We start from the raw sequence: 22,439 nt of genomic DNA, 5'->3' as shown, positions 1-22,439 counted from the left end.
TTAAATTTCTATTTCTTTACTATTAACTAGCACCGTAGACTGCCTAGAGTTCTTCACCATTTGTAGCTATTACATTCTTATACCACTCGAAGGAAGCTTTACGTGACCGCTGTAGAGTCCCATTGCCATCATCGTCCTGATCCACATAAATGAAGCCATAGCGTTTGGACATTTCCGACGTGGACATACTGATGAGGTCAATCGGCCCCCAGCTTGTATAGCCCATCAAATCTACACCGTCTCTAATCGCTTCTTTCATTTGGGCAATATGCTGTCTTAGATAATCGATCCGGTACGTGTCCTGAATAGATCCATCTTCTTCCACTTTATCATAAGCTCCTAGACCATTCTCTACGATGAACAGCGGCTTCTTATAACGATCGTACATCGTATTTAACGTTACACGAAGACCGATTGGATCGATTTGCCAGCCCCAGTCAGATGCTTGCAGATAAGGGTTCTTCACTCCGCCAAACAAATTCCCCTCCACTCTATCTGTTTCCGGCTCATCGGAAACGGTCAAACTCATATAGTAGCTAAAAGAGATATAGTCAACGGTATACTGTTTAAGAATCTCATCGTCACCCTGCTCTTTGTGCAAGACGATATTATTCTCCTCAAAGAAACGATCCATGTAGCTAGGATATTCTCCCCGGGCATGCACGTCAGTGAAGAACAAGTTCATCTGGTTCTCATGCTGCGCTTTGAGAACATCTTCCGGTTTACAGGAGTACGGGTAGGTTTCCATCCGTGCCAGCATACATCCGATTTGGGCATCCGGAATAATTTCATGGCATAGCTTTGTAGCCAGGGCACTAGCTACGAATTGATGATGCAGTGCCTGATAAATCGTCTGCAGCTTGTTCTCCACACGATCAATCACAACCCCGCCGCCCGTAAACGGACTGATTGGCATCATATTGATTTCGTTAAACGTCAGCCAGTATTTCACTTTATCTTTATAACGTCTAAATACCGTCTCCGCATATTTCGTAAAGCAGCTGATCACTTCACGGCCTGCCCAGCCATTATATTTCTGTGTTAGGCCAAGCGGCGTCTCATAGTGAGCCAACGTCACCAGCGGCTGTATCCCGTATTTGTGTAGCTCGTCCAATACGTTGTCATAGAACTGCAACCCTGCTTCATTCGGCTCGGCATCGTCCCCGTTCGGAAAAATACGTGCCCAATTAATCGAGATGCGGAACACCTTAAAGCCCATTTCTGCAAACAAAGCGATATCTTCTTTATAGCGATGGTAGAAATCGATGCCATGCCGTTTTGGGAACCGAGCCTCGACTTTGCCAGCAAGTATGCGCTCTATTTGCTCCGAGGTGATTTCAATAGCATGTCCACCGGTGCGCTGCTCTTTAGGTACAAAAGCGACCATGTCCGCGCTGGACAGACCTTTCCCGTCTACATTATAGGCTCCTTCAATTTGATTGGCCGCCGTTGCGCCGCCCCATAGAAAATGCTCCGGAAAACCCTTCATACTTTTTGTCATTGTTAAGTGCCTCCTTCAATTGAATAAATTAAATTACAACGGTTAAAAGATAGTCGCCATGCTTCACTTCGGCATTATCCGTTTTCAGCACGTCCAAATAACTAGCCGAATTCGTGACGATGATCGGAGTTGCCGTGACGAAACCTGCGGCCCTAATCTGCTCCACATCGAAGCTAAGCAGCAAATCCCCTTGCTTGACGCGATCGCCTTCCTTCACCTGTTTGTCGAAGTACTGTCCTTTTAGCTTCACCGTATTTACCCCCACATGAATAAGCAATTCGGCTCCTTCATCGGACGTAATGCCAATCGCATGTCCGGTTGGAAATACCGTCGTCACGGTTCCATTGACAGGCGATGTCAGTCTTCCAAATGACGGCTCAATCACGATTCCTTTGCCCATGGCTCCTGATGCGAACGCCTCGTCAGGCAGTTGTTCCAGAGGCAGAATCTTGCCCTCTAGCGGGCTAACGATCATTTCCTTTTCTACCAGACTTCCCGCTGCGGTTGCTGCAGCTTTGTTACCAGAGGCAGAATCGCTCGGAACATCGCTGCTTGCTTCAACTTCATCTTTAAATCCAAGGATTAATACGAGCAATGCCGCCAGGACAAATGCTACCACCATACCCGTAATTGTTGCACCAAACCCCGTGCCGATATACGTTGGAATTGCCAGCAGACTCGGTAGAGCAAATTCAGTACCCCTGCCCCCGCCAGCCCCAATAATCGCGCCGCCAACCGCACCGGAAATACATGCATAAATGAACGGTTTCTTAAATTTAAGTGTAATCCCGTAAACTACAGGCTCCGTAATACCGAAAATACCCGCAACCGTGGTGGAACCTGCCAAAGCCTTTGTCTGCTTGTTTCTGGATTTTAAGAATACGCCTAGACCAGCACCTGCCTGTGACAACACAGCTGCCGCAAGCATAGGAAGCATCGTGTCGTAGCCTAATGTTGTAACATTGTTCAGCATAATCGGCACGAAGCCCCAATGTACGCCGAAGATGACGAATACCTGCCAGAATGCTCCGGCAATTACGCCAGCAATCAAGGGACTCAAATTATAAATCCAGGTATAACCGGCAGCCAGAGCTTGGCTGATCGTGTTGCCGACAGGGCCGAAAACCATGAAGGTCAGCGGCACAACAATGACTAGTACCAACAGAGGAACCAAGATGTTTCTAACAGACTCATGAATGATCTTTCGCAGGAGCTTCTCCACATACGATTGAATCCAAACCGCCAATATGATAGGAATTACGCTGGATGTATAACTGGCCAACGTAACCGGTATGCCTAAAAACGCAATTTGTGCGCCCTCGTTAAACGCGGCGATCATCGTCGGATAGACGAGTGCACCAGCGACCGCTACAGCAACGAACGGGTTTGCCTGGAATTTACGTGCCGAAGTGAAGCCCAGCAGAATCGGCAGGAAATAGAACGTACTGTCTGCAGCAGCGTTCAAAATCATGTAAGTCCCTGTCGCGACATCCATCCAGCCGAGCTCGACAAACAGAGCCAGCAGTCCTTTCAACAATCCTGCGCCCGCAAAGGCTCCAAGCAGCGGGGAGAAGATTCCGGAGATCAAGTCAATCGCTTTGCCGAGTACGGTGCTGCTCGAACCTTCCTTATCATTACCGCTTTTCTCGGTGTCCTCCAGATTCGTCTCTTTCATAATTTGCTTGTATACTTGGTCTACATTATTACCAATAACAACTTGAAACTGACCAGCGCTCTCGACAACCGTAATAACACCCGGCGTTTTTTCCAAAACGGCCTTATTGGCCTTGGTCTGATCCTTTAACTTAAATCTAAGCCTGGTAGCACAGTGTACAAGGGAAACCACATTCGATTCCCCACCAACGTAATGAATGATTTGTTTGGACAAATCCTGATTACTCATGGCCAAAACCCCTCTACTTGATTGATTTATGTGAACTTTAGCAATAGGTGCCGTAGGATGCGCTAGCACCTCACCCTACTTTACCTAGGTAAAAAGAAAAACCTGAACTCAGGGCAGAACCAACGTAAATATCACGTTCATTTTGCCATCAGTTCAGGTTTTGCCTGCATGACCAGTAACACCCTGTAATGATAGTTCTCTAATCTTATTCTATTCTTCAAAACTGTTGCGTTCCGTCACTCGCTGAATATGAATCGTCAGATACACATATTCGTCCTTACTTAAGGATTGTTCATAAGTGTTTTGCAAATAATCATTTATCTTGCCCGCACATTCAAATGCTTTCGCGTACGTTTTCTTGACCTGGTTATACAAAAAGTCCTCTCCGCTGTTGTGACTTTCCTTCCGCAATACCCGCATCGCAAAATACTGCAAATGCGTTAGGAATCTTGAGTAATTCAACGACGTATCATCGAGAACGATGTTGTAATGATAAGTCACGATATTGAGGATATTTTGGACGATTTCGGTCATTTTCATCGTAGCTTTCATTTCACTGCCGTCCATGCGGGAATTCACAAGGTGAAGAGCGATGAAGCCCGCTTCATCTTCCCCGAGAGCATAGCCCGTGCTCCGCTCAATAATTTGAAGCGCATCTAATCCGATTTGAAATTCCTTCTTATAGAAACGCTGAATTTCGAAAAGCATAGCGTTCTTAATGGCTATTCCCTTCTCATGCCGCTGAACCGCAAAATGAATATGATCGGTCAACGTCAAGTAAATATTATCGCTAAGTGTCGTTTTCAGCACCTCATTGGCATGGGTTACAATTTCATTTACCAGTTCAAGGTGAGATTCCGGGATGTCATCGAGCAGTTCTGTAAGCTTGGCGGTCAACTCATTGGTGCTCATCATGAATATTTTGTCGACTTTCTCCTGATCGACGGTATCTCCCGCCACTTTATTAAAAGAAATGCCCCTTCCCATCACAATGATCTCTTTGCCTTTTGCGTTCTTAGTTAGAAGAACATTGTTGTTCAGGACCTTCTCAATGATCATTCGTGGCTCGCCTCCAGGTTAGTTATAGAAATAAAAAAATGCCCAAGTTAATCAAATATCATTCGTACGAATGAAATATAATTAACCTAGGCATTGCCCGCTTTACCGGTCACAATCCTTTTTATGATTCCTATTTTAGCATAAATAAAAGCGATTACAAGCCTTTTTTTTATATTTGTTAGTCAGCAAGTAATGATGCAAAGTACTGCATATTGTTAGCGTAAAGCTCCACATTGCTCAGTGCCGCATCGCCCAGCATTTGCAGTACGCTCTCCTGAAACACATCCATGGACGAATAGTCCGCCTGTTCAAAACGGTTTTCACGTTTTAAATTTTGCAAATAATCTAGTACTTCAACGTTATACTCCTTATATTTTTCGATCCATTCGGGGTGGCTCGGGACCTTCTTTGCGAACTTAATAAATTCGTCCAGGCCATGATTGCCGGCGCCAATTTCATCAATATATTTCTTATATGCTTCAGGATCAACCAACTTCATAAGCTCTGAAATATTTACATAGTCATCTGGAGCTCCAATCGGCTTTTGGATCGGCGTTACGTAGCTGGCCTGCCCCGTCTCCGGGTCAACCGTCCGCGTTAACGCGATAGCCGCGATCTTGTTCATGGCCGCCATAAAAGTCTCGGCCTCTTCATCATTCATATACTGGGCAGCGATAAATTTCGCTTGAGCCAGCCCCAAATCGATGAGCACATCGCGCTCCGCGGCATCGTCCAAAGAACCGTCCACGATCATGTTAGACTGAATGACGCTATATACCGCATTGCTAACCTTCTGGTCTTTGCCGCTTAGGACTTGCTCTAGGGATGCATTGATATCCGCCGTCCCGTAGTATTTGGCCGCCATGTGCTGAATGGCGCCTGCACCAAGCTCGCGCCCGATGCTGCTGATTTCCACGTAGTCGCGTTGAACGTAATCCGATAGATTCCCCGTTACCCATCGCTCCGTATTTTCATGCCGATCCCGATGAATGCGCGGGGCAGCCGCCTGCCCGGCTTGCGTGCCGGACACTGCATTGTTAATGTTCATCCTCTGCTATACCTCCTGATTATATCTATGGAGATGCTTCCAGCTTAGCAGTCTGTGATGATGTTTTTATCTCCACCTACTATATATATCGGTTTAATAAGGGACTTGAATTAATATGGATTTCAATACAGTATTTACAAAGAATATTTAGGAGTCCGCAGGCTTCATATGTGATTTCGAGAGCAGCGAGACCATCTGCGGGATAGCAATGCCGACAAGCACGACGGCAATTCCAATCCACTGCAAAATCGAAACATGTTCACGCAGCACGGTTACGGACACAATTACCGCGGCCGGCAGCTCCGCGGCGCTAAGAATCGTTCCAAGCCCCGATCCAACCTTCGGGATGGCTATGGCAAAAAAGATCACCGGGACGATGATGCCCAACAATCCTAGGGGTATGCCGTATTTCCACAGTCCGTTCACGATAGATCCGTCGAATAAGATAGACGGCGTAAAGAAGATCATCGCTAGCACAAGTGCGCTGCTGACCATCACGAACGTTCTGGACAGCACCGGAACGTCGGTCGCGATATTTCCGCTTAAATAAATATACAGAGCAAAGGATACGGCCGAGAGCAGCCCAAAGATCACGCCGCTCAGCGTCCAGCCCCCGCTGCTTTGCTCGAGTACGCCGCCCGCCAGCAGCGTGCCTGCGATCAGGACAACGAGCGAAACCAGCTTGCCCTTGCTCGGGAATCTCCGCTGCATCACCGCTTCCAAAATTACGCCGATCCAGGTGAATTGAAACAGAAGGAGTACAGCCAGTGAAGCAGGCAGCTGCTCTACCGCATATCCATATAAAATGCTCGTTGAAATCATCGGAATTCCCGCAAGCAGCAGCTGTTTGACATGTCGCCATCCAACCCGAACACGTGAAAACAATAACATAAGGATGAGTAAAAATCCCCAGCCAAACAATATTGTCCTCATGTTCATAATATTTGTTCCCCCTTGATGTAAATAGCAACTTTAATATTGTGTACGATGGAAGCGTGCCTTATAAAGTATTTTCACAGCGAAATAACAAACAGCCCTATCCGGGCTGTCTATCCATGTTTGCTTCTAGATGCCTAAGCTCCACCACCGAATACCCATTTTCCGAGAAAATCCGGAATTCCCAGTTCATTTCTTTCGCTCTTTCCTGCATGATGAGCAGGCCATAGCTGTCTCCCAATTGATTCAGATCTCCCTTGAAGCCTATGCCGTTATCTATAATCTGGGCATTCCATCCGACCCGGTTGACGGCTAGTTCCCCCTTGATCCATCCCTTTGTAGCCTGGGCATGCTTCTGGATATTCACAACGGCTTCCCGGATACTGGCCAGAAGCTCCACCTTTTCTTTGGGGGTCAGCAACTCGTCAGGAATACTCCACTCAACCTCAATCGGAACGAGTACCTCCTCGGCGATTTGCTTGACCTTCTCACTTAATGTTTCCTTTTGCAGCACCATCGTTTCCTCTGTAGCGGCATACCTAAGATTGGCGATCGCCTGGCGCACATAACGGTTCACCTCATGCACCGTCTTGCGGATTTGAAAAATATCCTTGTCGTATTTGGCCTGATCTGACGTAAATTCCAGTCGGTCGACCTTGACAGATAACAAGAATACCGACTGGGCAATGCCGTCATGCAGCTCCTTGGCCAGGTGTTCTCTCGCTTCCAGCGCCGCATTGGCGGTCCGTTCCGTCTGAAGCTCCTGCTGAATTCTCTCCAGCATATGAAACAGCCTGTTCAGCAAAGTCACGCTTACAAGGTATACCAGAACCGGAGTCAGCCAATTGCCTAAATCCATAGAGATGTAGGGGAGCAGGAACTGATGACGGACATACTCCCATATCCCCACGGTAATCGTCGGTATGAACAGAATCATCCATTTGATTTGTTTATAAGTCACGGAATATTCCTCTCCTTTAATCACCTGCTGCAGCTGCGGACTGAATATAGGCCTGAAGCTGTTCGCGGCTTGTAATTTCGCCAACGATGGATTGGTGAAGATTCCCGTTCTTATCCATAATGAAAGTAACCGGCAGGCCGACGATTCCGTACAGTCCCGACACTTTGCCGGTAACGTCGATCATGACCGGAAACTCAAACTGATGCGCAGTCAAAAATTCATTGACCGTGCCTTTCGATTCGCCCGCATTCACGAATAAGGCAGCCACATCCGAGCGATTTGATTGATATACTTCATTGATCAGCGGCATCTCCTTCACGCAGGGCTCGCACCAGGAAGCCCAGAAGTTGAGCACCACCACTTTGCCTTTATAGTCGGACAGTGCCACCTTGTTCCCATGGGTATTCGTCACTTCAAAGTCCGGAGCTTCTTCCCCGATGGCCAGCCTTGACTTCTGCGGTCTAGCCTCGTCCTTATCGGGCGATACAATGATCCACACGATCGCTCCTATCGCAAACAAACCCAACAATAGGGTAATTACGGAGCTTAAACGCCATCCTTTGCTTACTGTTTGGCTCATTTCGAATCACCTGCTGTAGAATGAATTCCCAAGCTCTGTTGAAACGCTGCGTGCAGCGGGTAAGCGCCGTATTGCTCGCGGAAATGCTCCACCGTACCCTCCCCGTAATTTCGGCCGCTGTTCAAGAAAACCACATAATCCGCAACCTCCTCAGCAATTTCCAGCTGGTGCGTGGAAAACAGCACGGTATGGCCTTCACTTCGGATCATTTGCAACAACCGGACGAATTCATTCATCCAGTACGGATCAAGCCCGTTCGTCGGCTCATCCATAATGAGCAGCGGCGGCTTGCCCAGCATCGCCTGGGCGAACAGGACGCGCTGCCGCATGCCTTTGGAGAAGGTATGCAACTGCTTGCCGCGCTTGTCCTGCAGGCCCACGATCTCCAGCACTTCATCAACCCGGCTCGCTGGAACTTTACGAAGGGCGGCCCAGAAGGACAGCGCCTCCGCTGCCGTCAGGCCGGGCGAAAACTGAAAATCATCCGGCATATAGCCGATCTGCTGCGAAAATTGCTTCCTGTCCTTTTTCCACTGATGCTGATTTACGGTAATTTCACCAGCCGTCGGCTGCATAATGCCGGCAATCATTCGCAGAACCGTGCTTTTGCCCGCGCCGTTTCCGCCGCACAGGCCAACGATGCTGCCCGCCTCGATGCGCAGGTTGATATTCTCCACGAGCTTTTGCTTTTTGATGATTTTGTCTACGCCAACGACCTGTACGAACGGTTCAGCCACGAGATCGCCCCCTTTCCCAAATCCAATATACTGCCGCTATGAAGATGCCGATCCATGCCAGGCATACTGTTAAAAACAGGAGGCTGCCGCCGGGCTGATGAATCCAGGTTACCCACTCGTAATACTCCGGGCCGAGCACAGAACCCCCGCCCAGCTTGATGACGACAAACAGGCGCACCAGCTCCGCCGGGTTAAGAAACGTTAACGCGATGAGAACAGGCTTGATCCAGAGATAAGGCAGCAGCCCCAGCACAGCAATCAATATCGTCGTCCAGCCGATCACGGTAAAAAACCAGATCATGACGGAGAACGTCAACGCCTGCCAGCGATTTTTGGACAGGGAACCGATCAATAAGGCAACCGCTAAGAAGAGCAGCACCAAACCGCAGGAGAACGCTAGAAACAGCAAGTAAGTCGTCAACTCAAAAGCTTTGCCCGCTGCTACCGAAATAATGCCCATCAAGCCATAGCCGAATGAGACGATCGTCAGCAGAACGACGGACAACCCTACATATTTGCCAATAATGAAAGGCATGGTGCCAAGCGGATACGTCGACAGCAGCTGCCAGCTCCCCTCCTCCTTCTCCCCCGTCAGGGAGAACGAGCCGAGAAACAGCGTCATCAGCGGCAGCAAATACAGTATCAGGCTGAGCATCGAGCCGGTGATTGCAGAATAGCCGGTAATGGCGTTCTGGGAATTGACGAGCAGCAGGCTTACGCTGAATACGGAAAATAAAATGAGAAAAGAATAGGCCCACGGATTGCGGAGCCCGATTTTGATTTCTCTTTTTGCCACTTGAAGCATATCGGTCATCGTTCTAACCTCATCTTCTATGGATGACTGCTGTCGTCATGGCTGTCGCTGTGCTCTTGTCCATGCTCAACGCTATGGTCGTCCGTATGCTCGTCGCTATGGCTTTCATCATGCCCGTGTGCCTCGCCGTGATCATGATGCATCATATCTTGACTCTGCTGCCATGTATGGTTTGCCAGCTCATTAGCGGTCAGAATTTGTCCCACGCCTTGCTCTTTGATAAAGGCTTCCGCAGCGGATTTATCCTTGAAGCTGACGATTCCATAGGCCATTGGCGTGCGGATCGAAGCATCATACACATAGGTCGCTTTGCTGAACTCGACCCATTCCTTGTCGTTATAGTCGCGGACATAGTCCATGCCGATATTGTCCGTACCGTTCTCCTGCTTCCAAGTATTCATGCAGCCCAGATCGTCGAATTTCAAGCTTTTGCCGTCCTTCGTTACGATTTGCGTGGCAAAGGCGTCGTCTTTTACCTGCATATTGCACACTGCGCACACATCGACATCTTCATTGATTGCCTGCGCGGCATATTTGTTTTGGCCGCAACCGACAAGAAAAGTAAATGCAAGCATAATTACTATGGCTAATGACCATTTTTTCATGATTTGGATACCCCCGAATATAGTATGGTTATAACCGCTGTTGCCAGCAGCATCGAAGCGATAATCAAAATTAATGTTTGATCGGAAATGACCGGATCCGAAGCAGCCTGAATATCTTCCGCTTGCACCGGCAGCATAGCCGATGCCAGCTTCATTTGTGGCGCTCGGTCCGTCGTCCAGCGTTCCTGGTGATCGCTGTACATGCCGCTCAGAAACGTCATGCCCGGCGATTGGAAGAACAGCTGAAAAGCGGGCGTCTTTGCGATCAACTCTTGATAGAAAGGATTGATTTTGTACGGGATATCACTAATACCGTCATTATCCATATCCAGGCCAGTCGCCGAATCCCAATAATTTCCTGACAGTTCATTGTCTCTGCTGTCGGTCGCTTCCGCTTCGATGACATTGGCCACGAAATCGTTGGCCTGTATTTTGTTGCCCTCGGCCTGTTTGAATTGAATCCCGATGAAGTTTCGAACGATCGCATTTTCGATCACTTGATTATCCTTGGACAATTCGATATATAATCCGACCCGGTTGCCTTCGGCGAGATTTCGCTCAATGACCGAATTTTGCACATCGAACAATAAAATGCCTTGCGAATTCACGTTCTGGCTTTGCTTCGCGAAGGAATTATCCGCTACGTAGGCGTCTCTAACGCCCATGATCATAGCGCCCGTTACGTTGAATTCCCCCCGGTTGTTAACTATCTGCGTATCCTTCACATACATGCAATGGATGCCGTAACGCGAGCCGTACAGCCGATTGTTTTCGATTTTCTGCCTATTGCTGTTCTCCAGGTAGATACCGTCCCTCATACCGGCAATCGTATTCTTCTTGATCCGGTTGTCATGCGAATTGTACAGATCGATGCCGTTTCCCTTCTGGCCCATTTTCACATCGGCTTCGTTCTCTGTGCGCAGCCAGGAGATTTCGTTGCTTTGAAGCAGAGCATGGTTCGCATCACGGAGCATGATGCCGAAGCCGGCGGTTTTGATTCTGAGCTCCTCAAGAACAGCCTGATCGGCGTGAACTGCTACGGCCGCAGTTTCTTCGCCGGCGTTCTCCTGCAGAATATTGACTCCCCGTACGATAACTTCGGGCGCCTCAATCCGAATCGCCGCCTCCGAAGTGCTATTGTAGAGGATCGCCTTCTTTCCGCCTTCGATAGTCAGCCTCTTGGATATGACGACAGGGCCTGTATATTTCTCTTCGTTCAGCACGACGGTATCTCCGGGCCCTGCTTCATCCACCAGTTGCTGCAGGGATGGCACCGGCTGCTCGAAGGTTTCATCCTTCGCCGAAGACTCCGCCAATATAGGAGAAGCTGTGCCGGCAAATGCTAGATTCAGCAGGAGCAGCCCCGCAAGGACGAGAAATCGCGCAACTCCTTTACTCCTCATAAGCTTAACTTCTATTGCCCCCTTTTTTTCCTTGGAAAACGTATAGAACTACTTGATTAAAATGATAATCTATTACATTTCTCACTAATATAGCCCATTAGAGTCGCTTTTAGCCGATTTTCGCTTCTTTTTATGTCATTTTTATGACAATCTAATATTTCTCCATATGCCGCAGACACAGAAAAAAGCAGCTCTGCTTGAGAGCTGCTCCTGCCTTCGGAAATATCAAACTATCTTTTGCCCTTCTTCGCACGATAATCCGTGGGACAAAAAACATCCTTAGTTTGAACCGTATACTGATGATGAGGAACCGGGACGCAATGATGTTTATTGATGATTTGAATCGGATGAATCACCGGGACGATTTGGGGATGGAAATAATCGTTCACTACATACTGCGGAGGATCGATAATCGCCTCTCCCGGAGGACAGCAATGTCCTCCTTTATGATGGTGCGCATACAATCCCATAATGTCTTCTCCTTTCAAATAATATCCACTAACATCATATGCGGAGACATTCATCATGATTGGACAGCTGCCTTTTGTCTTTTAGCCCGTCACCTGCAACTTCACTGAAGCCGTATCTTTGGAACTGCCGCCGATTTGAACGGCAACCTGGCATGGCTCCGCAGTGAACTTCATCTCCCGGTTCCAAAATCCCAGCTCCTCTATACCTAAACTGAAGCTAACCGTCCGCCGCTCCCCTGGAGGAATTTCGATTTTGCGAAAGGCTTTCAGTTCGGCCAACCGCCGGGTAATCCCAGATTCGCTGGCCCGGATATATAGCTGAACCGTCTCCGCCCCGCTGAGCTCCCCTGTATTTTTAACCGATACCGTTGCCGTAATCCGCTTTCCCTCTTCCAATGCGGCTGTGGAAATTTCATGCTCTGACAAGACAACCTGCCCGTATTCGAAAGTAGTGTAGCTTAGTCCATACCCGAAAGGATACAGAGCAGCAGAAGGCATATCCACATAAGTACGCGGCCGGCCTGGATCCTTCTGATTGTAATAAACGGGCAACTGCGCAGATGAACGCGGCAGCGAAACCGGCAGCCTTCCGCTTGGATTTACATGGCCAAACAAAATTTCGCCGATCGCGCGACCGCCCTCCGTGCCGGGATACCATCCGCACAGCAAGGCACTACTGCTCTCAGCGATGCTGGACAACGCATGCGGCCGGCCTTGAATGATCACCGTCACTACGGGCGTACCTGTTTCGGCGACCGCCTCAGCGAGCTGCTGCTGCAATCCGCCAAGCGAAAGCTCCGCGAGATCTACGCCTTCGCCGCAATCCATCTCAGACGGACTTCCCTCGGAGATGATCGCCGCTCCATTGCTGTCGAATTCGCCTCCGAATTGCCGTGCGCTGCTGCCGCCGAGCACCAGAATAGCGACATCAGCCCCTTTTGCGGCCTCCACTGCTTCGTCCAGGCCTGCCGTTGATGTATCGCGGATGCCGCAGCCCCAAACGTGCACAACCTCTACGCCTTGCGGCGCGCACATGCGAATGCCCTGCAGCACCGTTGTCCCGGTTCCTTTACGCTGAACGCTTGTATAATCACCCAATTGATTGTACAAACGATCCGCATTGGGGCCGATTACCGCAATCCGCCGCAGCCTGCCCGATTCGCCAAGGGGCAGCAAATTCCCTTCATTTTTCAGCAGCACTGCCGATTCACGCGCCACCTGCAAATTTATTTGCTGAAACTCCGGCCTGCCGACAACGGAAATCGCCCGCATCTTCTCGCTATAAGGCCGATCAAACAGGCCGAGCCGGAACTTGAGCAGCAGCACGCGGCTTACCGCCTGGTCAATCAGCGCTTCCGACACAAGCCCCTGCTTCACGGCGCTCTCCAATGTGGAGAACGCTGTGTCCCAAAGACTCAAATCCACGCCAGAGGACAAGGCCAATGCGGCCGCTGATTCATGGCTTCCGGTCAGCGCCAGCAGCCGGTCGACCGCACAGCCGTCCGCCATCACGATCCCGTCGAATTTCCATTCCTCTCGCAAAATGCCAGTGAGCAGCTCCCGGTTGGCGTGGCAAGGAATGCCGTCTATTTCGTTATACGCCGCCATGAAACCCGCCGCCCCTGCAGCCATTCCAGCCCTCGCGGCCGGCAAATGAATTTCGCGCAGCTCGCGCTGCCCGATCACAGCAGGCCCTGCATTCCGCCCTCCCTGTGCCGCACCCTGCGCACATAAATGCTTGAGCACAACGGCAACCTTATTTGGAGAAGCCATGTCATCCAGCGTCTCACCCTGCATCCCGCGGACGACAGCTTCCGTGAAACGGGCTGCCAGATGAGGGTCTTCGCTAAAGCATTCCTCAGATCGTCCCCAGCGGGGCTCCTGTAAAATATCCAGCGCCGACACAAGGCCGATATGGGCTCCCCGGCTTCTGATCTCCGCAGCTGCATGCGAATAAGCCTGCTGCATTAGCACGGGATTCCAGGTTGAGCCGACAGCCAGGTTAACAGGCAGAAGCGTACCGTCCAGCGCCTGGTGTCCATGCGGGCATTCCTCCGATAACAACACAGGGATGCCCAGCCGTGTATTCTCTATAACATACCGCTGCACCATGTTCGCCGTTTCCACACTTTCCGCTGCCGTGATACCGTTTTCATAATTGACTCCCGACCAGGGATCGCTGCGGAATAATCCATACAACGCCCCCATGCCCCCGCCAAAGGCCACCTCTTGCTTGAAGGCTTCGGTAAGTGCAATTCCTTCATCGTTTCGGACATAGGCATCCCATCCATACATCCGCTGGTTTAACTGTCCCACCTTCTCCTGAAGCGTCATCCTGGACAGCAAGTCCTGTACCCGCTCTTCTACGGGAACAGAGGACATCTTGTACTTTTCCATCCTATGCATCACCCCACATAAATACTGAAATAGCCTAGCGTTGAAGTCGCGTCTGCTTACTTTCCTGCATCCTTGCTGGCGCTTAACCCGCGATATTCTTTAGGTGTCATACCTGTATACGATTTGAACACAGATACAAAATATTTATATTCCTTGTAACCTACCTTGTCCGCAATTTCGAACACCTTGTCGTGGGTTGTGGCCAGCAGCTGTTTGGCGTGATCGATTTTGGCCTCGTTCATATATTCTGTGAAGCCTTTGCCCGTGCTCTGCTTGAAAATATAACTGAAATAGCTAGGCGTAATCTTTAGCCAGGAGGCCACCTCGGACGCCTTCAAATCCGATTGGTAATGATCGTTCATATACTTCTTGGCCTTCTCGATAATCCAGTAGGACTTATCGATTCCCTGCTTTTCGATGAGCAGCAATAACTGCTGAATCTCATCCAGGACCAATACCTCCAGCCCCGCGTAAGAGTTGTAAACGTTCAAGTTCGGGGTACCCTTATGCCCGTACTCTAAGTCAGTCATTCCGCTTTTGCGCAGCCGCTGGCGCAGCAAAGCAAAGAGCTCTTCATTAATTTTTACGATGTCCCGCAGCAGGAAGCGTTTCTCCCGAAAAAATTGAAACATCGAGGCGACCTGCTCCTTCACTTCATCCCAGTCCTGCTTAAACAAAGCGGCTACTATTCCTTGCACATGCCCTGCAATATCAAGCTCGGGCAGCTGCCGGTTCGTCCCGATCCTATCCCTATACTCCGGAAGCAGGAACGGAACCCCTTCCAAAACATAATACGGCAGGAGCTCGGCTGCTTCGGCGCAATAAACCGCAGTATCGGCAAGATCATCATAGGGCTGCGAGGCACCGCCATATAAGCCGATATCCTTTTGCAAGGAAAGGATGGTGGCAGCCAGCAGCTCATCCCAAGCTCTCCGGTCCATTTTCGCATTTGACAGCATTAACGTGATCAGCAGGTTCTCATGATAAAAAACGGATACCAGCTGCAGCTCAGAACGCTGCAAACAGCCATGAAGCATGCGCAGCCATCTATCCTGAATCTTTTTATACTCAACAGGCGGCATTGTGTCGTAACCTTCATAGAAATTATCCAGCTGCGTCACCACAATACGGAACTGCACCCCATGCAGCGAGGCCGGTGCTTCTTTGCTGTATGCGCTCCCATGACGAAACATATCGAGCAGCCACAGCTTGGCTTCCTCGGAGGCTCCTTCCTGTTCCCGCTTATGAATGCTGGCCACAACCTTGCTTACGACTGTGGTTAGTTCTTCGATATCAACCGGCTTAAGCAAATAATCGCTGACACCCAGCCGAATCGCCTGACGAGCATATTCAAAATCCTCGTAACCGCTGATTATAATGATCCTAACTCTCGGAAACCGCTGCATCAGCTGTTCGGCCAATTGCAGGCCGTCCATGCCTTCCATTCGGATATCGGAGAGCAGAAAATCAACATCATGCTCCTGTACCAGCCGCAGCGCTTCCTGCCCGTCGTAGGCTTCCCCTACAACATCAACGCCAAGTTCGTCCCAATTGATCGTGCAGCGAAGGCCTTCGCAAATGACAGGCTCGTCATCTACAATTAGCATCCTGATCCGTCTGTTGTTTGGCATCATCTTATCGCTCATGCTGTTCACCACCATGCTTGTCGGCTGTTGTGCAAGGGAATCTGAGCCGCACCCGCATTCCTTCCGCCGAGTTATTTATAATCTCCAAACCATAGTCCCGTCCGAAAAATATCGATAATCTCTCATGGATGTTATTCATGGCTCCCTCCCTGCTGCCGGATTTGCCCCCATTTTGCAGCGAGCTTCGCACTTCATCTTCCCTTACCGGCGCCATGCCTTTTCCGTTATCGATCACATCGACCCAAATTTCGTCCCCAGCCTTGTAGCATCTTACTTTAATTTCGGCAAACTTTTTATTGCGGTCGAAGCCATGCTTGATAAAATTTTCAACCAAGGGCTGTATCGTAGCTTTGAGTGTTACCGCGTCCCCAATATCAGCCTCCGCATATAATGAATACTTCAGCTTGTTTCCGAGGCGGCGCTGCTGCAAATACAAATACGATTGAGCAAATTCCAGCTCCTTGCGCAGCGTAGTCTGATAGCTGCCATTATTCACGCTGGCGCGGAAAAACTTCGACAGCATCTCAATCAGCTGACTGGATTTAGCAGCATTCTCCAGCCGCGCTGTCCAGCGGATCATATCCAAGGTGTTATATAGAAAATGAGGATCCATCTGATTTTGCATCAGCTTCAGCTCGGATTCCCGTTCCCGGAGCTCCAGCTTGTATTTATGATCGATCAACTGCTTGATCGTAAAGACCATTTCGTTAAACTTGCGGTTCAGCTCAGAGATTTCATCGCGGGAATTCACGGGTACACGGGCATTGAAATCCCCATGCATTACGCGATTCGTTTCCTTCTTCAAGCGAAGGATCGGCAAGATAATCGTATAATGAAATCCAATGAGCGCCGTCAGCCCGAGCAGCAGAATAGCTGTCAGGATAACCACCATAATCACTTTCACGCCCAGGAACTCCTCTGCCACGGTGGTCTCCGGAATCATGGCAATCACTTTCCAGCCCGTGTTCTCGATTCCTTGGTACAACGCCAGGTAGCGCTCGCCCTGAACAAGATAAGTCACAAATCCTCCCTTGCTGGTAGCCAGCTTGTCCAGCAAGTCCTTACCTGGAATGAAATCATCCGCCAGGGGAAGCTTGGAGCCGAGAATTAGCTGGCCCTTGTCCCCAACAATAAATACCGTGCCCGCCCCATCCTTGAATATCCCTTTTTCCAGCAGATGAACAATGCTCGCCTCATCCATCCGGATCGTTAGCCTGCCAACCGGCTTTGTGATTTGGCTATAGGAATTCAGAATGCGGAACATGGACATAATTCGGACATCGCCATACCAGTCGCTGTTCAGATTATAGCCTTCCGTCCAAACGATGCCTCCCTTGCGGTCATCCGCCTGCCGCTCCCATTTCGTCTCATCTCCGCTGAACGGTTCACCCATCTCGATGAAACTGCCGTTGAACCCGGATATTTCAATTGAACGGATATAGCTTCTCGACATCAGCTGAAACGTCAGAAAACCTTCGATGTTTCGCTTGAGATCCGCTCTCTGTTCGCTGCTGAGCGGTGGAGAGGTACGCAGGAACATACGCATATCTGGGCTAAGAATAAGATAGTTGGCCATATCCTCAACCATTTTGGTCTGCTCGCCAAGCTGATTAGTGACGTTATCCAAATTGCGTTTCGTAGAATTGATAAATTGTTCTCTTAATATCTCATTAAACTTATACTGCACAACCACACCAACGCCAAAGGTAGGCAGAATGACAAAGAGCAGAAAAATGACAAGCGCTTTTCGCTTTAAGCCAAAGCTGCCCAGGAGCCTTCCCATGGTTGTCCCCATTAGCTGTTCTCCTTCCTGCGCTACCCCGGCCCGGCCTTTGCATCAGCTTAGAATTAGCCCTTCACAGCTCCCGCCGTCATTCCGTTAACCAGTTGCTTCTGCAGCAGCAGGTAGAAAATAATAATCGGAATCAGGGCGATCGTCAGCGCGGCCATCTGCAAAGTCAAACTTGCCGTTTCGATGCCGACAAAATTGGCGAGTCCGAGCGGCAGCGTCTTAAACTCGGATGATGTGATCAACACGAGTGCAAATAAATATTCGTTCCAATTGTAGATAAAATTCAGAATAACGACCGTGGCCAGTGCGGGCCTCGTAATCGGCAAAATAATTGACCAGAATATGCGGTATATCCCCGCCCCGTCCATCACGCCGGATTCTTCCATATCTTTAGGAAATCCTCTCATGAAGCCTTCCAGAATGAAAACGGTCAAGGACAAATGAAATGCCGTATACGGCAAAATCAGCGACAAATAGGTATCAATTAAATGCAGCTTCTGCATAATCAGAAAAATCGGAATCAATGTGGCATGAATCGGGACGAGCATCCCCAGCAGAAATAAGCTGTAAGTCAGCCCGCGAAGCTTGAATTTGAACCGGGATAGAAAATAAGCAGCCAATGCCCCCAATAATACAGTCACAATCAAGGAGACAAAAGTAACGAGAATACTGTTGAAAAAATACACATCCATGTTGGCAACCTTCCACGCCTGCATGTAATTCGAAAATTGCAGGCTCGTCGGGAACGAAAACGGATTTGCCGCGTACTCCTGTTCTTTCTTCAAGGAGTTAACCACCATCCAAAAAAGAGGAACTATATTCATAATAGCGAACAGGCTCAGAAATGTGTATGCGAATAACTGGAACAGCCCAGACTTCTTCTTCACGGCTTATACCTCCTTTCCTTAAGCATCTTTCTCACTGCCCAGCCGGTTCATTACTGAAATGACAACGAGACTGAACAGCAAAATCAGAATGGAAACCGCGCTGCCGTAACCGTAGCGCATGTTCATGAAAGCACTGTTGTACATATAAATCGTCATAACCTCGGTTTGATGCGCCGGACCTCCGCCCGTCAAAATCTGGATAAGGTCAAATACCCGGAAGGAATTACTGATACTGTAGACGACGCACACCATAATGGTGCTGCGGATCATCGGAATTGTAATCCGCATCGTCCGTTTGAATCCGGTAGCTCCGTCCAGTTCTGCTGCCTCATTGACCTCATCAGGTATACTTTGCAGAGCAGCCAGAAAAATAACCATATACAGTCCGCAGTTTTGCCAAATATAAGCGATACTGATCGACAGCATCGACCATTTATCATCGCCAAGCCAGTTCTGCTGCCAGCTCTCCAAGCCTACAGCTGCAAGCAGATTGTTCAGCATCCCGTACTCCGTGTTGTAAATCATTCCCCAGATCAGGGAGACCATAACGGAGGAAATTACGACAGGCATAAAACCGATCGTCCGGAAAAACCCGGAGCCTCGAAGCCCGCGGCTTAGCAACAGCGCCAGCAGCAAACCAAGCGGGAGCTGGCCGATCAAGCCGGTAACCATAATAATGACGTTATTTTTCACGGACAGCCAGAAGGTGGCATTGCTCAGAATCTTTACGTAATTATCGATGCCGACAAACGCCATCGACCCGATACCATTCCAGTTCATCACGGAGTAGTATAAGGACAACCCGATCGGAACGATGGCTATTCCCAAGTAAATCAACAAGGCAGGAAACAATCCGAAAAATATCGCCAGCTTCGTTCCTCTTAATGTTTGCATCAGGGGTTCCTCCTTTGTTCTTATCCTGCTTTCAATCCCGATGAATGAAGAAAACCCGGGTTTCGGGTTTTCTCACAACGTCGGATTTGAATGACAGAATCATATAAAATAGATTTCTAATTCATCGTGTCAAAGGCTTCTTGAACTTCTTTAGCCAGCTCTTCAGGCGTTCCTCTGCCCATGGTCAGCGCTTGCAATCCGTTCTGCAGCACATCGACCACCTGTGTCGGAATAACGCTATCAAATACCGGAGCAGTTCCGTTGCCCGTTAATGCCAGCATCTCTTTCAAATATTTGCTGGCATCTTCCGGTACATCTACTTTCGCCGGAACGACAATTCCGTTGCGGATCAATTCTTTATACAAATCCTCACTTACGAAAAACTTCAGGAACTCTTCGGCTGCCTGCTGTTTTTTCTCATCCAGTCCGCTCTTGATGGCAATGCCGTATTGAACGACGCCGGCGCTTTTAACCGGATCACCCTTGCCGCCTTCTACGCTCGGGAACAATGCAATGCCGAATTTGTCCCCTTCATCGTTGTTGATGCGCACTCTTCCGTCGACTGTCGAGGACGAAATATGCATCGCCGCTTTGCCTTGGATGAAATAATCCTGTCCTTGTACGGAGTCCATGTTGTTGGCATCCGTATTGAAGGCTCCCAGTTTGGTCAATTCATCGATGACCGCAAGCGCTTTTACGAATCCAGGATCGGTAAATTCCGCTTTTTTCTCCAGCACGCCCGGCAGGAAATCACTGCCTGTATAGCGATCACCAATGATGGAGATGTAAGAGGATTGAAGCGGCCATTGTTCCTTGTTCCCTAGAGAAATCGGGGTAATTCCCGCTTCCTTCAGTTTCTTCACCGCGTCAATGAATTTGTCGTAGGTATCTGGGAATTGATCATAGCCTACTTGTGCAAACATTTCTTTGTTGTAATAGATAATGTCCACGAACGTTTGCTTTGTCGGTATGGCATACTGCTGGCCATCAACATTGAATCCATCCAAAGCACTGTCCGGCAAAATGGAGGCCCAGTTTTCCATCATGTTATTGATTGGTGCAAGCAAGTTGCCTGCTACGAGCGGGTCTAGATCCGCTCCCGGCCATACTACGTTGATATCCGCCAAATTGTTAGCCGCGGCTAACGTACGGAGCTTGGTTTTGTACTGCGCTGCCGGCACGCCGTCCTGTTTGATTTTGATATTCGGATGCTGCTCCTCAAATTCGGCGATCCGGGCCTTGTAGACTTCATTGTCCACGTTCGGCGAAGTCCAAGGATGCATCATAGTCAAGGTGATTGTCTCCGCTTCCGCCGCTCCTTTGTTGTTCTCTCCCGCTGCGTTGTCCTTGCCGCACGCTGCTGTTAGCAGAACGAGCATCGCGACCAGGCCGAGAAGCACTGCTTTTTTGCCTTTGTTTGTTTTTCCCATACCCAACCCTCTTTTCTTATGATTGAAAGACTAGTGCTGCCTAACAGATGTGTACTTTATTTATTTGCATCTGCTATACATTTAGTATAAAAACGTTTTCATTCAGGCTGTATCCCACAAATCTTCGATTATATCCGAAATATTCAGCTGATATTTATTGTGGTTCGTTTAAAATATAATCCACCAGATCATCCAGAGGCACCGTAGCCAGCGCAATCGCCGTATCCGTAACCCCGTAATAAATATACAGCAAGCCATCTTTCACCACATTGCCCGTCGGGAAAATAACGTTTGGAATTTGATACCCGAATTTCTCATAATATGTTTCAGGCTCCATAATGAAATTCTTCGTGCGGGCTATGATTTTCTCCGGATTGTCCAGATCCAGCAGCATAGCGCCTACCCGGTAAACGACGTCATCATCCACCCCGTGATAGAGGACAAGCCAACCGCGATCGGTTTTGACTGGCGGCGTGGAGCCACCGATTTTTCTCGACTCCCAGGCCATGTTCTCCGCTTTGGCGAGCAGCTTTGGCTCCTCCCAATGAATCAGATCCTCCGAATAAGTGATCCACATGGCCGCTTTCTCGGTGCCATAGGCTTCGCCCACATATTCCTCCGGACGGCGCAGCAGGACGTATTTGCCATTGATTTTTTCCGGGAAAAGGATATTGTCCCGATCATTAATATCCAGCGGCGTCGTGTCCGCAAGAAACTCCCAGTCAATCAGATTCTTGGAGGTAACGATCGATGAGCGGGTCAGCCAATGACCTTCCTGCTCTCCCCAGCCGTCAGGATACGTAGGGATCGAACGCTCCGGGATGCCTGCACCTGTCGGATAATAGCTCATTGCGCAAGGCCGCAGTGCATAGTTCATGTAGAAGGTATCATCTATTTTCACGATCCGGGGATCCTGCACGCTTCCGTATGGGAAACCCAGCATGTCTGGGGTAAGGACAGGCTCGTCCTTCACATGCGTAAAGTTTACGCCGTCCTCGCTTTCCAGAAGCCCCAGGTAGTTTTTGCAAGGTGTGAGCGAGCCTGCCGTACGCTCAATCATGTAGAATTTACCGTTATCAATAATTACCGCCGGATTGAATACGGTGACCTTCCTCCATTCATATCCTCCCGGAACCACAATCGGATTATCCGGATGTCTTGTAATTTTCATCGGTCTGCCTCCTTATGAAAGCCCTTTATATTTGTGTATAGGGCTATTATAGACCGGTGCTTCGGTACAAAATATCCTATAAACTTTCGAAAACATCTGAATAATGCGGGTATTATTTTCGGCGCATTCACAGGTATGAAAAAAGCCGCCCCCGCAGCGGAAAACCGCATACGGGAACAGCCTTTTCAACAGTTACTGATACCAT

At 49.2% G+C, this 22,439-nt stretch carries 19 protein-coding genes; all 19 read right to left on the bottom strand.

Annotated elements, in window-relative coordinates:
* Positions 1–43: 43 nt before the first annotated feature.
* Entirely contained in the window at positions 44–1,501 is a 1,458-nt protein-coding gene (locus tag QNH46_RS08700; RefSeq protein ID WP_283927749.1) for a glycoside hydrolase family 1 protein, read from the bottom strand.
* 28 nt (positions 1,502–1,529) lie between these two features.
* Positions 1,530–3,404: a beta-glucoside-specific PTS transporter subunit IIABC gene (locus QNH46_RS08695; protein WP_283927748.1), complete on the bottom strand. Its 1,875-nt coding sequence runs from the start codon at positions 3,402–3,404 to the stop codon at positions 1,530–1,532.
* A 210-nt stretch (positions 3,405–3,614) separates the two neighbouring features.
* Positions 3,615–4,463: a BglG family transcription antiterminator LicT gene (licT, locus tag QNH46_RS08690; RefSeq protein WP_283927747.1), complete on the bottom strand. Its 849-nt coding sequence runs from the start codon at positions 4,461–4,463 to the stop codon at positions 3,615–3,617.
* A gap of 178 nt (positions 4,464–4,641) precedes the next feature.
* Positions 4,642–5,511, bottom strand: coding sequence for a hypothetical protein (locus QNH46_RS08685; protein WP_283927746.1), 870 nt, complete (start codon positions 5,509–5,511; stop codon positions 4,642–4,644).
* A 147-nt stretch (positions 5,512–5,658) separates the two neighbouring features.
* Positions 5,659–6,450, bottom strand: a complete 792-nt coding sequence (locus tag QNH46_RS08680; protein ID WP_283927745.1) for an EamA family transporter — start codon at positions 6,448–6,450, stop codon at positions 5,659–5,661.
* A gap of 97 nt (positions 6,451–6,547) precedes the next feature.
* Complete coding sequence (locus QNH46_RS08675; RefSeq protein WP_283927744.1) at positions 6,548–7,408, bottom strand: sensor histidine kinase; 861 nt, start codon at positions 7,406–7,408, stop codon at positions 6,548–6,550.
* Between the two features lie 16 nt (positions 7,409–7,424).
* Positions 7,425–7,988, bottom strand: coding sequence for a redoxin domain-containing protein (locus QNH46_RS08670; protein WP_283927743.1), 564 nt, complete (start codon positions 7,986–7,988; stop codon positions 7,425–7,427).
* A complete protein-coding gene (locus QNH46_RS08665; RefSeq protein ID WP_283927742.1) occupies positions 7,985–8,725 on the bottom strand; it encodes an ABC transporter ATP-binding protein in 741 nt (246 codons plus the stop codon). The genes QNH46_RS08670 and QNH46_RS08665 overlap by 4 nt, the downstream gene beginning before the upstream one ends.
* On the bottom strand, positions 8,718–9,539 hold the full coding sequence (locus QNH46_RS08660; protein WP_283927741.1) for an ABC transporter permease: 822 nt from the start codon (positions 9,537–9,539) through the stop codon (positions 8,718–8,720). The genes QNH46_RS08665 and QNH46_RS08660 overlap by 8 nt, the downstream gene beginning before the upstream one ends.
* 17 nt (positions 9,540–9,556) lie before the next feature.
* Positions 9,557–10,144: a nitrous oxide reductase accessory protein NosL gene (locus QNH46_RS08655; protein WP_283927740.1), complete on the bottom strand. Its 588-nt coding sequence runs from the start codon at positions 10,142–10,144 to the stop codon at positions 9,557–9,559.
* Positions 10,141–11,547 carry a right-handed parallel beta-helix repeat-containing protein gene (locus QNH46_RS08650; RefSeq protein WP_283927739.1) on the bottom strand — a complete coding sequence of 469 codons (1,407 nt, stop codon included), beginning with the start codon at positions 11,545–11,547 and terminating at the stop codon, positions 10,141–10,143. The genes QNH46_RS08655 and QNH46_RS08650 overlap by 4 nt, the downstream gene beginning before the upstream one ends.
* A gap of 230 nt (positions 11,548–11,777) precedes the next feature.
* On the bottom strand, positions 11,778–12,017 hold the full coding sequence (locus tag QNH46_RS08645) for a hypothetical protein (RefSeq protein WP_155609261.1): 240 nt from the start codon (positions 12,015–12,017) through the stop codon (positions 11,778–11,780).
* Positions 12,018–12,098: 81 nt separating this feature from the next.
* Positions 12,099–14,414 (bottom strand): glycoside hydrolase family 3 N-terminal domain-containing protein, encoded by a 2,316-nt coding sequence (locus QNH46_RS08640; protein WP_283927738.1) that lies wholly within the window; start codon positions 14,412–14,414, stop codon positions 12,099–12,101.
* Between the two features lie 56 nt (positions 14,415–14,470).
* Positions 14,471–16,060: a response regulator gene (locus QNH46_RS08635; RefSeq protein ID WP_283927737.1), complete on the bottom strand. Its 1,590-nt coding sequence runs from the start codon at positions 16,058–16,060 to the stop codon at positions 14,471–14,473.
* On the bottom strand, positions 16,050–17,855 hold the full coding sequence (locus QNH46_RS08630) for a sensor histidine kinase (protein ID WP_283927736.1): 1,806 nt from the start codon (positions 17,853–17,855) through the stop codon (positions 16,050–16,052). Before QNH46_RS08630 ends, QNH46_RS08635 begins: the two co-directional genes overlap by 11 nt.
* A gap of 53 nt (positions 17,856–17,908) precedes the next feature.
* Positions 17,909–18,739 (bottom strand): carbohydrate ABC transporter permease, encoded by an 831-nt coding sequence (locus tag QNH46_RS08625; protein WP_283927735.1) that lies wholly within the window; start codon positions 18,737–18,739, stop codon positions 17,909–17,911.
* 18 nt (positions 18,740–18,757) lie between these two features.
* Entirely contained in the window at positions 18,758–19,633 is an 876-nt protein-coding gene (locus QNH46_RS08620) for a carbohydrate ABC transporter permease (RefSeq protein ID WP_283927734.1), read from the bottom strand.
* A 116-nt stretch (positions 19,634–19,749) separates the two neighbouring features.
* Positions 19,750–21,063 carry an extracellular solute-binding protein gene (locus QNH46_RS08615; RefSeq protein WP_283927733.1) on the bottom strand — a complete coding sequence of 438 codons (1,314 nt, stop codon included), beginning with the start codon at positions 21,061–21,063 and terminating at the stop codon, positions 19,750–19,752.
* A gap of 154 nt (positions 21,064–21,217) precedes the next feature.
* A complete protein-coding gene (locus QNH46_RS08610) occupies positions 21,218–22,234 on the bottom strand; it encodes a glycoside hydrolase family 130 protein (protein WP_283927732.1) in 1,017 nt (338 codons plus the stop codon).
* Between the last annotated feature and the right edge of the window lie 205 nt (positions 22,235–22,439).

Origin of the sequence: Paenibacillus woosongensis (assembly GCF_030122845.1) — a bacterium.
GTDB classification, from domain to species: Bacteria; Bacillota; Bacilli; order Paenibacillales; family Paenibacillaceae; genus Fontibacillus; species Fontibacillus woosongensis_A.
The sequence above is the reverse complement of the archived record's forward strand: the minus strand, read 5'-3'. Positions and strand labels throughout refer to the sequence as shown.